The sequence below is a fragment of the Micromonospora citrea genome (assembly GCF_049629545.1).
Taxonomy (GTDB): Bacteria; Actinomycetota; Actinomycetes; order Mycobacteriales; family Micromonosporaceae; genus Micromonospora; species Micromonospora citrea_A.
In genome coordinates this window covers 1-14,971 of record NZ_JBNADX010000008.1, presented here as the reverse complement: position 1 = coordinate 14,971, position 14,971 = coordinate 1, and the positions used below count along the sequence as shown (strand labels likewise).

Annotated in this window: 14 protein-coding genes; 12 read left to right on the top strand and 2 right to left on the bottom strand. The window is 71.2% G+C overall.

Features of this window, described 5'->3' with window-relative positions; genetic code table 11:
• The first annotated feature begins 21 nt into the window (after positions 1-21).
• Positions 22-1,386: a protein kinase domain-containing protein gene (locus ACPFP2_RS11160; protein WP_424088673.1), complete on the top strand. Its 1,365-nt coding sequence runs from the start codon at positions 22-24 to the stop codon at positions 1,384-1,386.
• 41 nt (positions 1,387-1,427) lie between these two features.
• On the opposite strand, the gene ACPFP2_RS11155 is transcribed toward ACPFP2_RS11160, so the two are convergent.
• On the bottom strand, positions 1,428-1,982 hold the full coding sequence (locus ACPFP2_RS11155; RefSeq protein WP_424088671.1) for a hypothetical protein: 555 nt from the start codon (positions 1,980-1,982) through the stop codon (positions 1,428-1,430).
• Positions 1,975-2,514, bottom strand: a complete 540-nt coding sequence (locus tag ACPFP2_RS11150; RefSeq protein ID WP_424088669.1) for an RNA polymerase sigma factor — start codon at positions 2,512-2,514, stop codon at positions 1,975-1,977. The genes ACPFP2_RS11155 and ACPFP2_RS11150 overlap by 8 nt, the downstream gene beginning before the upstream one ends.
• 441 nt (positions 2,515-2,955) lie before the next feature.
• Here ACPFP2_RS11150 and ACPFP2_RS11145 point away from each other — a divergent pair, with 441 nt between their 5' ends.
• From ACPFP2_RS11145 to ACPFP2_RS11095, 11 genes are all read left to right on the top strand, one after another.
• The gene (locus ACPFP2_RS11145) at positions 2,956-3,336 is read left to right on the top strand and encodes a hypothetical protein (protein WP_424088667.1); all 381 of its coding nucleotides are present in this window, start codon (positions 2,956-2,958) and stop codon (positions 3,334-3,336) included.
• An 80-nt stretch (positions 3,337-3,416) separates the two neighbouring features.
• Positions 3,417-4,307, top strand: a complete 891-nt coding sequence (locus ACPFP2_RS11140) for a hypothetical protein (RefSeq protein ID WP_424088665.1) — start codon at positions 3,417-3,419, stop codon at positions 4,305-4,307.
• A 134-nt stretch (positions 4,308-4,441) separates the two neighbouring features.
• Positions 4,442-7,975, top strand: a complete 3,534-nt coding sequence (gene dnaE / locus ACPFP2_RS11135; protein WP_424088663.1) for a DNA polymerase III subunit alpha — start codon at positions 4,442-4,444, stop codon at positions 7,973-7,975.
• A 70-nt stretch (positions 7,976-8,045) separates the two neighbouring features.
• A complete protein-coding gene (locus ACPFP2_RS11130) occupies positions 8,046-9,083 on the top strand; it encodes an aminotransferase class V-fold PLP-dependent enzyme (RefSeq protein ID WP_424088661.1) in 1,038 nt (345 codons plus the stop codon).
• A gap of 332 nt (positions 9,084-9,415) precedes the next feature.
• Positions 9,416-10,177: an ABC transporter ATP-binding protein gene (locus ACPFP2_RS11125; RefSeq protein ID WP_424088659.1), complete on the top strand. Its 762-nt coding sequence runs from the start codon at positions 9,416-9,418 to the stop codon at positions 10,175-10,177.
• Entirely contained in the window at positions 10,164-10,856 is a 693-nt protein-coding gene (locus tag ACPFP2_RS11120; protein WP_424088657.1) for an ABC transporter ATP-binding protein, read from the top strand. The genes ACPFP2_RS11125 and ACPFP2_RS11120 overlap by 14 nt, the downstream gene beginning before the upstream one ends.
• A gap of 46 nt (positions 10,857-10,902) precedes the next feature.
• Complete coding sequence (locus ACPFP2_RS11115; RefSeq protein ID WP_424088655.1) at positions 10,903-12,153, top strand: ABC transporter substrate-binding protein; 1,251 nt, start codon at positions 10,903-10,905, stop codon at positions 12,151-12,153.
• Positions 12,150-13,031 (top strand): branched-chain amino acid ABC transporter permease, encoded by an 882-nt coding sequence (locus ACPFP2_RS11110; protein WP_424088653.1) that lies wholly within the window; start codon positions 12,150-12,152, stop codon positions 13,029-13,031. Before ACPFP2_RS11115 ends, ACPFP2_RS11110 begins: the two co-directional genes overlap by 4 nt.
• The gene (locus ACPFP2_RS11105; protein ID WP_424088651.1) at positions 13,028-14,032 is read left to right on the top strand and encodes a branched-chain amino acid ABC transporter permease; all 1,005 of its coding nucleotides are present in this window, start codon (positions 13,028-13,030) and stop codon (positions 14,030-14,032) included. Before ACPFP2_RS11110 ends, ACPFP2_RS11105 begins: the two co-directional genes overlap by 4 nt.
• A gap of 77 nt (positions 14,033-14,109) precedes the next feature.
• Positions 14,110-14,730, top strand: coding sequence for a transcriptional regulator (locus ACPFP2_RS11100; protein WP_424088649.1), 621 nt, complete (start codon positions 14,110-14,112; stop codon positions 14,728-14,730).
• Positions 14,731-14,791: 61 nt separating this feature from the next.
• The coding region (locus ACPFP2_RS11095; RefSeq protein WP_424088648.1) for a hypothetical protein at positions 14,792-14,971 on the top strand (180 nt) is incomplete at its 3' end.

Below are 14,971 nucleotides of genomic sequence, written 5' to 3'. Positions count from 1 at the left end.
AACTGCCGACGGGGGTGGACGATGGGCACTCCGGAGTGGATCGGGCCCTACCGGATCGAACGACTGCTCGGCACGGGCTCCTTCGCGACCGTCTGGCTCGGTCACGATCCCGTCCTCGACGCCCGGGTGGCGATCAAGGTGCTGGCCGAGAACTGGAGCCACGACCTGCGGGTGCGGGAACGGTTCCTGGACGAGGCCCGGCTGCTGCGGCGGCTCGACCACCCCCGACTGGTCCGGGTGCACGGCGTCGGCGAACTGGCCGACGGCCGGCCGTACGCGGTGCTGGCCTGGGCCGACGGCGGCAGCCTGCGCGACCGGCTGGCCGCCGGGCCGCTCCCGGCGGCGGACGCGCTGGAGGTGCTCGGCGAGATCGCCGCCGGGGTCGCGGTCCTGCACCGGCACCGGGTGGTCCACCGGGACCTGACCCCGGGCAACATCCTCTTCGCCACCGGACCGGACGGTGTGCGGGTGCTCGTGGCCGACCTGGGGTTGGCCAAGGCCCTCGCCGCCGCGTCCGGACTGACCGCCCGTGCCGGTACACCCGGGTACATGGCCCCCGAGCAGGACGACCCGCTCGCCGTGGTCGACCCCCGCAGCGACGTGTTCGGGCTCGGCCGGCTCGGGCTGCGGCTGCTCGACCGGCACCCCGACCACGCGTCCGCCCCGGCGTGGCCCGACGACGTACCGGCGGCGGTGCCGGCGGTGCTGCGCCGGGCCACCGCCGGGCGTCCGGCCGACCGTTACCCGGACGCCGATGCCTTCCGGGCGGCGCTGCGGCACGCCGTGACCACCTGCGACCCGGACGGAGCAGTCGGCCGCCCGACCCCCGCCGGTCGAGGGCGGGCCCGCCGGTTCGGCCTGGCCGGCGTCCTGCTGCTCGGCACGCTGGCGGTCGTGGCCGGGGACGCCGCCGCCGGCCGCCCGGACGGTGCCCGGGGCGTCAGCGGGCCGCTCAGCGTCGCGCTGCCGGCAGGTTGGCGGGCCGCCGGCAGCGGCTGGGCCGGACAGTACGGCGCGAACGGCAACCTCGAACCGGCACTGGTCGTCGCGGCCGACCCGGACCGGTGGGCGGCCGACCCGGACGTGCCCGGGGCCTTCGTCGGACTCTCCGCCGGCGCCGCCCGGCGGACCACCCCGGAAGGGTTCGTGGCCGAGCGCCCGCACGCGGACTGCGTGGGTACGCCTCCGCGGCGTACCCGCCAGGCCGGGGTCGACTGGGTGGTGGCCCGGTACGCCTGCCCGACCGGGCGGCCGGTGCTCGTCGAGGCGGCGGGGCTGGCGGTGGGTCGTGACGCCCTGCTCTACGTGCAGGTCACGCCGCCGCCGGGCAGCGGGACGGACTTCGTCGACGCGCTGCTGGCCGGGATCCGGGTACGCCCGACGTAGCGGCTCCGCACCGGTCCGGTGGCGGTCGGCCGCCCGGGCGGTCAGGCCGGGACCGCCACCACGGTGACGGTGTACGTCACACCGTCGCGCGGGATCCGCACCGCGACGGTGCCGGCGCGGACGAAGCGGATGTCCACCACCCCCGCCTCGTAGCTGTGGGAGACCAGCTCCTCCCGGTCCACCGTGACCTCGCCCGGGCCGATGCCCTGGATGCGCAGCACCCCACCGACGGTCAGGCAGAGCGACGTGAACTGCGACAGTTCGGTGTCGGCAAGGACCAGGTCGTAGCGGACCGGGCCGAGACAGGCGCTCGGTCGGGGGGTCGGCGAGGGCGTGGGGGTGCCGCGGCGGGTGGGCCCGGGACGGACCGGCGCGGGCGGGCGGCGCGTCGCCGCGAGGGTGGCCGGGGTCGGCGGACCCGGCACCGACCCGGCGGCCGTCGGCCCGGTCGACGTCGGGGGCGGCGTGTCGGTGGCCGCGGCGGTCGGTGGGCGTACCGGTAGCGGGGCGACCGGCTGCTGGCCGCAGGCCGTGAGCGGCACCAGCAGGACCAGTGCCGCCGCCAGGCGGGCCCGTCGGCGGCCGGGCTCAGTCACCGGACAACCGCTGCCGGACCTGTCGGCGAGCCAGGTGTACGCGGGACTTCACGGTCCCCTCCGGCACGTCGACCAGGGCGGCGATCTCGCGGTAGGTCAGCCCGAGCACATCGCGCAGGGTGAGCGCCTCGGCCAGCTCCGGTCGTACGGAGTCGAGCGCGTCGAGCAGGTCCAGGCGGGTGCCGGCGACCACACTGGTCCGTCGGGGATCGGGGGGATCGGGCAACGGCACCCCGCCCGACTCGACCAGCCAGCGCCGGCGCAGCCCCCGGTACGTCGAGCGGGCCCGGTTGGCGGTGAGCCGGTAGAGCCAGGTGTGGAACGACGACCGGCCCTCGAAGCGTCCGATGCCCCGGACGAGCGCGAGCAGGGCGTCCTGGCAGGCCTCCTCGGCGTCCTCCCGGTGGGGCAGCAGCCGGGCGCAGAGTCGGAGCACCTCGGGTCGTACCGCCGTCAGCAGCGCGTCGACCGCGCCCGGCTCGCCCCGCGCGGCAGCCCGGGCCAGCTCGTCGATGTCGTCCGCGAGGAGCATGTGAGGTCCCCCGACCGCCGGTGTGTCGTGCCGTCGAGGGTATGACGCCCGACCCGGCCCGGTCGGTGCCGAGTCGGCGAACCGACCGTGCGGGGAGGGGACGCGCCGAGCGGGTGTCCGCGACGGCTCCGCCCGCTGTGCGCGTGGTGGCGCACCTCGACGGCCCGATAGTCGATATCGAATGCAGGGGCAGGTGGACCACCAATGTTGATCAATGTGCTGTTGCGCGACGCGAGTTGCCGAACTCCGACCGACGCTTCCGTTTTGACGACCTTTGTGCGCTTATTTGGTCAAGTGTTTACTGCCCCCTGTAGTCGTCTCGTGTCTGCTAGTCTCCATATCAGCGGGGATCAAATGCTCACCTCGAATGAGGTGGGCCATTCGTGGGCGCCAACGATGTGATCCCTCGCTTGTTCCGGTATTCGGAAGAGAGGGAATTCTGTGCGCAAGACCACGGGGAAAATCGTCGCCGCAAGCCTGCTTGCCGCCGCCGGAGTGCTGGTCCAGGTCGCTCCCGCCCAAGCTGCGACTGTCGATGTCTGGCAGAATGCCAGCTACACCGGCGGTTACCGAGGGATGGGGGAAACCCAGTCGACGTACCACGGTTACTACTTCAACAACGGCACCCGGCTCTGGGACGCGGTGACCTCACTGAAGAACCACGCCAACAACTGGACCACTTTCTGGACCGGTCACTTCTGCACCGGCTCGGGTTTCTCGGTGGAGCCGGACGCCAGTGGCGGTGACCGTGCCAATGTCGGCACGAAGTTCAACGACACCTTCTCCTCGCACGCCCCGGAGTGGATGCGGAACGGTTGCTGACGTTCGCATACCTGACGCCGGTGCGGCCCACGGGCCGCACCGGCGTTCCGAGACGGTCAACGGAGGATTCTGGTCAGCTGATGTCGAAGTCGTTGTCGCGTTCGATCCGTGCCGGCCTGCTGGGGATCGTGCTCCTCGTCGCCGGGGCGGGCTGCGGCGCTGCCGGTGCGCCGCGGACCGACCCCTCGGCGGAGCCACGGGTCGGACCCACGCTGTCGTTGGTCGATCTGACGAAGTTCTCATTACCGTTGGATCGATTCGTGCTGTCCCCCGTCAATCTGACACTCTCGACGAGAGCCGAGTTCATTCTGACTGACGACTGCATGAAGAGGTTCGGCCTCGCCCTGCCGCCGCAGGTGGCTTCCGGGGATCCCTCGATGAACTATTCCCGGCGTTACGGAATATTCGATGAGGCGTTGGCGGCGAAGCGCGGATACCGGGGGCCTGCCGATAGTGGTCCGAAGGTCACGCCATTGACTCCTCAGGCCGAGGCGGTTGCCACCGGGCAGGGGCAGCGCAGTTATGCCGGTAAGCAGGTGCCGGAGGGTGGCTGCGTCGGCGAGGCGCGCCGAGTTCTGATGGAAGGCGTCCGAGAAGTGCCGGCTCGCGATCTCGGCAGTGTGCTGGCCAATGAGAGTTGGGAGCGCTCGAAGCAGGACAGCCGGGTGCGGGCCGTATTCACCTCGTGGAGTTCGTGCATGAAACTCAAGGGGTACGACTACGCGGACCCAATGGCGGCGGTCGGGAATCCGGTGTTCGGGACGAAGGAGCCGAGCCCGGAGGAGATCAAGGTTGCGGTGGCCGATGTGCGGTGCAAGCGGGAGGCCAATGTGGTCAATGTGTGGGCCACCGTGGAGACGGCGTACCAGGAAATGGCATTGAAGCAGCACTCGAAGGAGCTCGCCGCTATCCGCGCCCACTTCGAGGCGCAGGAGAGGAATGCGGAGAAGATCATCGCCGGGCGCGGCTGACCCGCTGCCTCCGGCCGCCGGCAGGTGGCGTTCGTCTCCACCGGCGTGGTCGGTGGAGACGGTCGGACGTGATCGGTAGGGTGGGCGGGCCGGCTCCGACGCGGCCTTGATCCACACCCCGGGGGGCGCCACGCATGGGCGATTCGTTCGCGCATCTGCACGTACACACCGAGTACTCGATGCTCGACGGGGCGGCCCGGCTCAAGGACCTCTTCGCCGAGGCCAACCGGCTCGGCATGCCGGCGGTGGCGATCACCGACCACGGCAACATGCACGGCGCGAACGACTTCTACAACCAGGCGATGGCCGCCGGCATCACCCCGATCCTGGGCGTCGAGGCGTACGTCGCGCCGGAGTCGCGCTACCACAAGGCGCGGGTCAAGTGGGGCCGGCCGGAGCAGAAGAGCGACGACGTCTCCGGCAACGGCGCGATCACCCACAAGACCATGTGGGCCCGCAACGCCACGGGCCTGAAGAACCTCTTCACCCTCAACTCGCGCGCCTCCATGGAGGGCCACTACGTCAAGTGGCCCCGGATGGACATGGAGCTGATCGCCGAGCACGCCGAGGGGATCATGGCCACCACCGGCTGCCCGTCCGGCGCCGTGCAGACCCGGCTGCGGCTGGGCCAGTTCGACGAGGCGCTGAAGGTCGCCGCGAGCTACCAGGACATCTTCGGCAAGGAGAACTACTTCCTGGAGATCATGGACCACGGCCTCGAGATCGAGCGCCGGGTCCGCGACGGGCTCGTCGAGATCGCCCGCAAGCTGGACATCCCGCCCGTCGTCACGAACGACTCGCACTACACCCACGAGGCCCAGGCCACCGCGCACGACGTGCTGCTCTGCGTGCAGACCGGCAGCAACATCGACGACCCGAACCGGTTCCGCTTCGAGGGCGGCGGCTACTTCATCAAGTCCGCCGAGCAGATGCGCGCGGTCGACTCCTCCGAGCTGTGGCAGCAGGGCTGCCGCAACACCCTGCTGGTCGCCGAGAAGGTCGACCCGAAGGGGATGTTCGAGTTCCGCAACCTGATGCCCCGGTTCCCGGTGCCGGAAGGGGAGACCGAGGAGTCCTGGTTCCGCAAGGAGACGTTCGCCGGGCTGGCCCGCCGCTACCCGGGCGGGATCCCCGAGGGTCACGTCGTGCAGGCCGAGTACGAGCTGGGCGTCATCAACCAGATGGGGTTCCCGTCGTACTTCCTCGTGGTCGCCGACTTCATCCAGTGGGCGAAGAGCCAGGGCATCGCGGTGGGTCCGGGTCGTGGCTCGGCCGCCGGTTCGCTGGTCGCGTACGCCCTGGGCATCACCGACCTGGACCCGATCCCGCACGGGCTGATCTTCGAGCGGTTCCTGAACCCCGAGCGGGTCTCGATGCCGGATGTCGACATCGACTTCGACGAGCGTCGGCGCGGTGAGGTGATCCGGTACGTCACCGACAAGTGGGGCGAGGACAAGGTCGCGCAGATCGCGACGTTCGGCACGATCAAGGCGAAGGCGGCGATCAAGGACTCGGCCCGGGTGCTCGGCTTCCCGTACGCGGTGGGCGACCGGATCACCAAGGCGATGCCGCCGGCGGTGATGGGCAAGGACATCCCGCTCACCGGCATCTTCGACCCGAAGCACCCGCGCTACGCCGAGGCCGGCGAGATCCGGGGCCTGTACGAGTCGGACCCGGACGTGCGCAAGGTGATCGACACCGCCAAGGGCATCGAGGGGCTGATCCGGCAGACCGGGGTGCACGCCGCCGGCGTCATCATGTCCGCCGAGCCGATCATCGAGCACATCCCGTTGATGCGCCGCGACGCCGACGGGGCGATCATCACCCAGTTCGACTACCCGACCTGTGAGTCGCTCGGGCTGTTGAAGATGGACTTCCTCGGCCTGCGCAACCTGACGATCATCGACGACGCGGTCAAGAACATCGAGCTCAACCACGGCGAGAAGCTGGACCTGCTGGGGTTGCCGCTGGACGACAAGGCCGCCTACGAGCTGCTGGCCCGGGGCGACACCCTCGGCGTCTTCCAGCTCGACGGTGGGCCGATGCGGTCGCTGCTGCGGATGATGAAGCCGGACAACTTCGAGGACATCTCCGCCGTCCTGGCGTTGTACCGGCCCGGCCCGATGGGTGTCGACTCGCACACCAACTACGCGCTGCGCAAGAACGGCCTGCAGGAGATCACCCCGATCCACCCGGAGCTGGAGGAGCCGCTGCGGGAGATCCTGGCGCCGACCTACGGCCTGATCGTCTACCAGGAGCAGGTGCAGCGCGCCGCGCAGATCCTCGCCGGTTACACCCTGGGGCAGGCGGACCTGCTGCGCCGGGCGATGGGCAAGAAGAAGAAGGAGATCCTCGACAAGGAGTTCATCCCGTTCCGCGACGGCTGCCGCGAGCGGGGCTACTCCGACGAGGCCATCCAGGCGGTGTGGGACGTGCTGGTCCCGTTCGCCGGCTACGCCTTCAACAAGGCGCACTCCGCCGCGTACGGGCTGGTGTCGTACTGGACGGCGTACCTGAAGGCGCACTACCCGGCCGAGTACATGGCGGGGCTGCTCACCTCGGTGGGCGACGACAAGGACAAGATGGCGCTCTACCTGTCCGAGTGCCGCCGGATGCGCATCCAGGTCCTGCCGCCGGACGTCAACACCTCGGCCGGGCCGTTCACCCCGGTCGGCAAGGACATCCGCTTCGGCCTCGCCGCCGTGCGCAACGTCGGCGCGAACGTGGTCGCCGCGATCATGCGGTGCCGCCAGGAGAAGGGCGACTACGCCGACTTCTACGACTTCCTCGCCAAGGTCGACGCGGTGGTCTGCAACAAGAAGACCATCGAATCGTTGATCAAGGCCGGCGCGTTCGACTCCCTCGGGCACCCCCGCAAGGGCCTGCTCGCGGTGCACGCCGACGCCATCGACGCGTACGCCGACGTCAAGCGCAAGGAGGCCGTCGGCCAGTACGACCTCTTCGGCGCCGGCTTCGGCGACGCCGACACCGGCGGCAGCACCACGGTCATGCCGACCATCGGCGACAGCGAGTGGGACAAGCGCGACAAGCTCGCCTTCGAACGCGAGATGCTCGGCCTGTACGTCTCCGACCACCCCCTCTTCGGCCTGGAGCACGTCCTGGGCGCGGCGGCGGACTGCACCATCGCCGCGCTGTCGGAGGAGGGCACCGTCCCCGACGGCGCGGTGGTCACCCTCGCCGGCATCCTCTCCGGTGTGCAACGCCGGGTCACCAAACAGGGCCGGGCCTGGGCCTCGGCCACCCTGGAGGACCTGGCCGGCGGCGTGGAGACCCTCTTCTTCCCCAACACCTACGAGGTGATCGGCCAGTACATCGCCGAGGACGCGATCGTGGTGGTCAAGGGCCGGGTCGACCGCCGCGACGACACGCCGCGCATCATGGCGATGGACATGTCCATGCCCGACATCAGCAGCAACCCGGCGAACAAGCCGGTCACCCTCACCATCCCGGTGCACCGGTGCACGCCGCCGCTGGTCGAACGGCTCAAGGAGACCCTGGTGCTGCACCCCGGCGACACCGAGGTGCACGTCAAGCTCCTCAACGGCGGCAAGACCACCACCCTGCGACTCGGGCCGTTCCGGGTGGCGCCCACCACCGCGCTGATGGGTGACCTGAAGAGCGTCCTCGGCCCCGCCAACGTCAGCTGACCCGTCCCCGGGCCACCACCGTCGGATTGGCGCTGACGGTCGTCCCCGGCCCGTCGGTAGCGTCGGCGGCATGGAGCTGGAGCAGGCGCAGAAGCTGTGGCAGCCGGAGCCGGGTTGGTTGAACACCGCCAGCTACGGGCTGCCCCCGGAGCCGGCCTGGACGGCGGTGCAGGAGGCGATGGCCGACTGGCGGGTGGGGCGTACCTCCTGGGAGGCGTGGGGGGAGGCGGCCGAACGTTCCCGCGCCGCCTTCGCCGGCCTGGTCGGGGTGTCGACGGCGGACGTGGTCATCGGCAGCGTCGTCTCGCAGCTGCTCGCGCCGGTCGCCGCGGCGCTACCCGCCGGGGCGCGGGTGGTGGTCCCGGAAGTCGAGTTCACCTCCAACCTCTTCCCCTGGCTGGTGCAGGCCGAGCGCGGTGTCGAGGTCCGCACCGTGCCGCTGGCCGGGCTGGTCGACGCGATCGACGGCGGCACCGACCTGGTGGCGTTCAGCCTGGTGCAGTCCGCCGACGGCGCCGTCGCCGAGTACGAGAAGGTCGTCGCCGCCGCCCGCGCCCACGACGCCCTGATCGTGGTGGACGCCACCCAGGCGTGCGGTTGGCTGCCGTTCGACGCGGGTCTGGCCGACGCGGTGGTCGTCGGGGCGTACAAGTGGTTGATGGCGCCGCGCGGCGCGGCCTTCGGCTACCTCGCGCCGGCGCTGCGCGAGCGGCTGCGGCCCGACGCGGCGGGCTGGTACGCGGCCGTGGACCCGCACTCCTCCTACTACGGCCCGCCGCTGCGGCTGGCCGACGACGCCCGCCGCTTCGACATCTCCCCGGCCTGGTTCTGCTACGTCGGGGCCGCGCCCGCCCTGGAACTGCTCGCCGGGATCGGCCTACCGGCGGTCCGCGACCACGACGTCGCCCTGGCCAACCGGTTCCTCGCCGGCCTGGGTCGCCCGCCCGGCGACAGCGCGATCGTCACCGTCGAGGTGCCCGGGGCGCAGGAGAAGCTGGCGCGGGCCGGGGTCCGGGCGGCGGTGCGCGCCGGTCGGGTCCGTGCCTCCTTCCACCTCTACTCGACCGTCGACGACGTCGACCTGGCGCTCGACGCGCTCACCGGCTGAGGCGCCATCGGGCGGCCGATGCCGCGATGATTTTCCGGCCGCCGATCGGTCCACCTTGGTGGCGTGTGGCCGCCCGGTTGGTGGACCGCGCGCCGCGGGTGGTGGCGCCACATGTCGCCACCCATCGGTGGCCGTCGACCCCTTGCGTCGGCCGCCAACGGGGGCTGACGGGCCCGTCCCTGTGGGGGACGGGCCCGTCCGTGCCGGCCCGAATGTGTGTCCGATCGACATGGCTCGACTCCTGGCGCGCGCCGTAGGTTTCCTGCACGCGACGGCCCTGTGACCCCGGTCACCGACCCGGCCGTCGCGGTGGACCTGCGGAGGTGGCGGCCATGGCCGGGCAAGCGTTGCTGTCGGCGCGCGGACTGACCCGTGACTTCCGGGGCTTCCGCGCGGTCGACCACGTCGACCTCGACATCGCCCCGGAGAGCGTGCACGCGCTGGTCGGCCCGAACGGCGCCGGCAAGACCACACTGTTCAACCTGCTCACCGGATTCCTGCCGCCGACCGCCGGCACGATCGCGCTGGCCGGCCGGGACGTCACCGGGCTGCCGCCGGAGCGGGTGGCCCGGCTCGGTGTCGCCCGTTCGTTCCAGATCACCAGCCTCTTCCCGCAGCTGTCCGCGCGGGAGCACGTCGAGTTGGCGTTGCAGAGCCCGAGCGGGCTCGGCTGGCGGTTCTGGCGCTCGGCGACGCTGATGCGCCGCTACCGGGACCGCGCCGACGAACTGCTGGACATGGTCGGTCTCGCCGCGCTCGCCGAGGTCCCGGCCGAGGCCCTCGCCTACGGCCGCAAGCGCGCCCTGGAGTTGGCCATCGCGCTCGCCCTCGACCCGAAGGTGCTGCTGCTCGACGAGCCCACCGCCGGCATGGGCCTGGAGGACGTCGACCGCACCGTCGACCTCATCGCCACGGTCCGGCAGGGACGCACGGTGGTGATGGTCGAGCACAACATGAGCGTCGTCGGCCGGCTCGCCGACACCGTCACCGTCCTGCAGGCCGGCACAGTCCTCGTGGAGGGCCCCTACGAGCAGGTCCGTGCCGACGAACGGGTCATCACCGCCTACCTGGGAGCCGCTGATGCTGCGCATTGACACCCTGTCCGCCTGGTACGGCGAGGCGCAGGTGCTGCGGGAGGTGAGCTTGGACGTGGCCGCCGGCGAGGTGGTCACCCTGGTCGGGCGCAACGGCGCCGGCAAGTCCACCCTGCTGCGTTGCGTGATGGGGCTGCACCCCGGCCAGCGCGGCACGGTCGAGCTGGACGGACGGGACATCGGCCGGCTGCCGGCGTACAAGCGGGCGCGGGCCGGGCTCGGCTGGGTCCCCGACGACCGTGGCGCGTACGCCACCCTCACCGTCACCGAGAACCTGACGCTGCCGCCCCGGGTCGGTCCCGACCCGTGGTCCCTGGAACGCGTCTACGAGGCGTTCCCCGCCCTGTACCAGCGGCGCGACTCGGCGGCGACCATGCTCTCCGGCGGCGAGCAGCAGATGCTCGCCCTGGCCCGGGTGCTGCGGATGGGCGCCCGGCTGCTGCTCTGCGACGAGCCCACCGAAGGGCTGTCGCCGCTGCTCGTGCAGCAGGTCGGCGACCTGCTGCGGGAGGCCAAGCAGCACGGCGTGACCGTGCTGCTTGTCGAGCAGAACCTGCACTTCGCCACCGGCGTCGCCGACCGGCACTACCTGCTGGCCGAGGGGCGTGTCGTGGAGGCGTTGGACAACTCCGAGGTGCGTTCGCGCGAGCGCGAGCTGCTGGCGTACCTCGGCATCTGAATCGACGGCTGACCCGCGCCGATGCGCGCGGTACGAAGGGGATGACATGCGTCAGAGCGTGGGTGTGGCCGCCGCCTCGGCGGCGGTGCTGCTGGTGGCCGGCTGCGGCGGCGGTGGTCCGCAGTCCGGCGGCGACCAGAAGCTGACCGGCGACAAGATCGTGCTGGGTGTGCTCAACGACCAGTCCGGGGCCTACTCGGAGCTGTCCGGGAAGAACTCGGTCAAGGCCGTGGAGATGGCCATCGCCGACTTCAAGGCCAAGTACGGCGACAAGGCGGTGACCAAGAACATCAGCGTGGAGACCGCCGACCACCAGAACAAGCCGGACGTGGCCAACAGCAAGGCCCAGGAGATGTACGACCGCAAGGGCGTCGACGCCCTCCTCGACGTGCCGACCTCCTCGGCCGCCCTCAAGGTCGCCGACATGGCCAAGGAGAAGAGGAAGCTCTACTTCAACATCGGCGCGGCGACCACCGAGCTGACCGGCAAGAGCTGCAACAAGTACACGTTCCACTACGCGTACGACACCTACATGCTGGCCCACGGCACCGGCACGGTGACCACCGAGCAGGTCGGCAAGAACTGGTACATCCTCTACCCGAACTACGCCTTCGGGCAGGACATGGAGAAGAGCTTCTCCACCGCGATCACCGCCGCCGGCGGTCAGGTGGTCGGCAAGGACGGCACGCCGTTCCCGAACACCAGCGGTGACTTCTCGTCCTTCCTGCTGAAGGCCCCGACGCTGAACCCGAAGCCGCAGGTGCTGGGCGCCATGCAGGCCGGCGCGGAGCTGGTCAACGTGGTCAAGCAGTACAACGAGTTCAAGTTGCGGGACAAGGGCGTCGGCCTGGCCGTGGGCCTGATGTTCATCACCGACATCCACTCGCTCACCCCGGCCGCGCTCGCCGGCACCACCTACACCGACGCCTGGTACTGGAACTTCGACCAGCAGAACCGGGAGTGGGCCGACCGGTTCCAGAAGGAGACCGGCACCCGGCCGTCGTTCGCCCACGCGGCCAACTACTCCGCCTCGATGCAGTACCTGGAGGCAGTGCAGGCCGCCGGGACCGACGACGCGGACACCGTGGTCAAAGGGCTCGAGGGCAAGGAGGTCGACGACGTCTTCCTGCGCAACGGCAAGATCCGCGCCGAGGACCACCGGGTGATCCACGACGCGTACCTGGCCCAGGTGAAGCCGCAGGCCGAGGTCGCCGAGCCCTGGGACTACGTCAAGATTCTCAAGACCATCCCCGCCGCGGAGGCGTTCCGCGCCCCCTCGCCGGACTGCAAGCTGTGACCGGCTTCCTGCAGAACACGTTCAACGGGCTGGTGAGCGGGGCGTTCTACGCCCTGCTCGCCCTCGGGCTCGCGGTCATCTTCGGCATGCTGCGGGTGGTCAACTTCGCCCACGGCGCGTTCTACATGCTCGGCGCGTTCGGGGCGTACGTGCTGCTCAGTGAGGCCGGCGTGCCGTTCTGGGCGGCGCTGGTGATCATGCCGCTCGGCCTCGCCCTGGTCGGCATGGCGCTGGAGCGGGCGGTCATCCACCGGCTCACCCGGCTCGATCCGCTCTACAACTTCCTGCTGACCTTCGGCCTGACGCTGATCCTGCAGGACCTGGTCAAGACCCGCTACGGCGTGCAGTCCAGCCCGTACGCCACCCCGGCCGAGCTCAGCGGCTCGGTCGACTTCGGGCTCTTCGACTTCCCGACCTACCGGGTCTTCATCCTCGGCTTCGCCCTGCTGCTCTGCGTCGCCGTCTGGTGGGTGCTCACCCGTACCCGGATCGGCATGGTGGTCCGGGCCGCCACCGAGCGCCCGGAGCTGACCCGCGCGTTCGGCATCGACGTCGGGCGGTGGGTGACCCCGGTCTTCGGCTTCGGCATCGGCCTGGCCGGCCTCGCCGGTGTGCTCGCCGCGCCGATGCGGGCGGTCAACCCGCTGATGGGCGCAGACCTGATCATCGTGGTCTTCGCGGTGGTGGTGATCGGCGGTCTCGGCTCCATCTTCGGCTCGGTCGCCGCCGGCTTCGGCATCGGCCTGGTCCAGGCGTGGGGCGAGGCGTACCTGTCCGAGTTCCCGATCGTGTCCCAGACGATCGTCTTCGTCGTGATGGCCGCCGTGCTGCTCTGGCGGCCGGCCGGGCTGTTCGGCCGTGAGGAGGCACCGGCATGACCGCGACCGTGGACACCGAGGCCGCACCGGCCCGCTCCGGGCTGCTCGCCGTCGCCCGCGCGCCCGGCTGGGTCCGGTACGCGCTGCTCGCCGCGGGTCTGGCGGTGGCGCTCTGGCTGCCCAACGGGCTGTACCCGGCGGTGGCGGTGGACATCCTCTGCTGGGCGCTCTTCGCCGTCTCGGTGGACCTGCTGCTCGGCTTCACCGGGCTGATGTCCTTCGGGCACGCGGCCTTCTGGGGCACCTCGGCGTACCTCACCGGGCTGGTGGCCGTCCATGCCGGCCTGCCGTTCCCGGTCGCGGTGCTGGCCGGCGCGTTCGGCGCGGCGGCGCTCGCGCTGCCGATCGGGTACCTGGCGGTGAAGCGGACCGGCATCTACTTCGCGATGGTCACGCTGGCCTTCGCGCAGATGGTCTACTACGTCGCCAACGAGTGGCGCTCGGTCACCGGCGGCGAGAACGGCCTGCAGGGCGTGCCCCGGTCGCTGTTCGGCCTCGACCTGACCGACGACTACTACTTCTACTACGCGATCCTGCCGATCGTGCTGCTCGGCCTGGCCGGCGCCTGGCGGATCACCCACTCACCGTTCGGCCGGGTGCTGGTCGGCATCCGCGACAACCCGGCCCGGGCCCGCGCCCTCGGCTACCCGGTGCACCGCTACAAGCTGACCGCTTTCGTCCTCTCCGGTTTCATCGCCGGGCTCGGCGGCGGGCTCTTCGCCGTCGGGCACCGCTTCGTCTCGCTCGACGTGCTGCACTGGACCACCTCCGGCAAGGCGGTCATCGTGGTGGTGCTCGGCGGTATCGGCACCCTCTGGGGCGGCGTGCTCGGCGCGGTGGTGGTGGTCCGGCTGGAGGACTGGCTGTCGTTCTCCGGATTCGAGGCCATCGGCCTGGTCACCGGCGGTATCTTCGTCCTCGTCGTGCTGCTGTTCCGGCGCGGGATCTGGGGCAGCGTCGCCGCGCTGGTCCTGAGGTGGACGGCCGCCCGGCGCAGATAATCCCGTCCCGGCGCATCCGAACCGGGCCGTCCCGACGAACCCCCTGGTAGTGACCACTCACCCGGGGGGTACGTCTGGTGCAGACACGTCCGATGCCGGCCGACGCGGTGCAGGAGGCCCGCAAGCGGCTCGCCGCCGCCGCGGAGGACCTCGACGCCAACCGGGTCGCCGCGCTGGTCCTGGAGTTCGCCGCCGCGTCGGGTGTCGCCGCGGTGTGGGAGCAGTTGTGCGTGCCGCTGCTGGCGACGCTGCACGGGCAGACCCCGGGCGAGATCGTCGTCGAACACGCGCTCTCCGAGGGGGTACGCGTCGGCCTGGACGTGCACCGCCGGGATCCGGGCCGGCCGTTGCGGCAGGACGGGGTGCTGCTGGCGGGGGTCGAGCACGAGGCGCACTGCCTCGGGCTGCACGCCCTCGCCGCGGCGCTGCGCGAGCAGGGCAGGGGCTGTCTGCTGCTCGGGCCCGCGCTGCCCTGGGCGGCGCTGGCCTCCGCCGTGGTCCGGGCCCGTCCGCGCGCCGTGCTGGTCTGGTCGCAGACCCCGCTCACCGGCCGCGCGTACCGCCTGGTCCGCTTCGGTCGCGACTTCCCCGGGGTACGCGTGCACGCGGCGGGACCGGGCTGGATCGAGCCCTTCCCGCCTCCGTCGATCCGCCTGACCAGCTTCTCCGCCGCCCTGAGCGCCTGCGCCGCCCCCTGACCGACCCACCCGCCCTCGGCCGTGACCCGCCGTCGGCCGCCCATCCACCCTCGGCGCTGACATGACGTTGCCGGCGGTGTCGATCTGCTCCGCTGCCGCCACCGTCCTGCATACGCCGCTGGCCGGCACCCCAGTGTGGGGTGCCGGCCAGTATGCGTGTGTGGGTGGGTCAGCTGTTCCAGTGCTCGGCGACGAGGTCGGCGGCCTGCTGCTCCCACTGGGCGTAGTGGTCCGGGTAGGC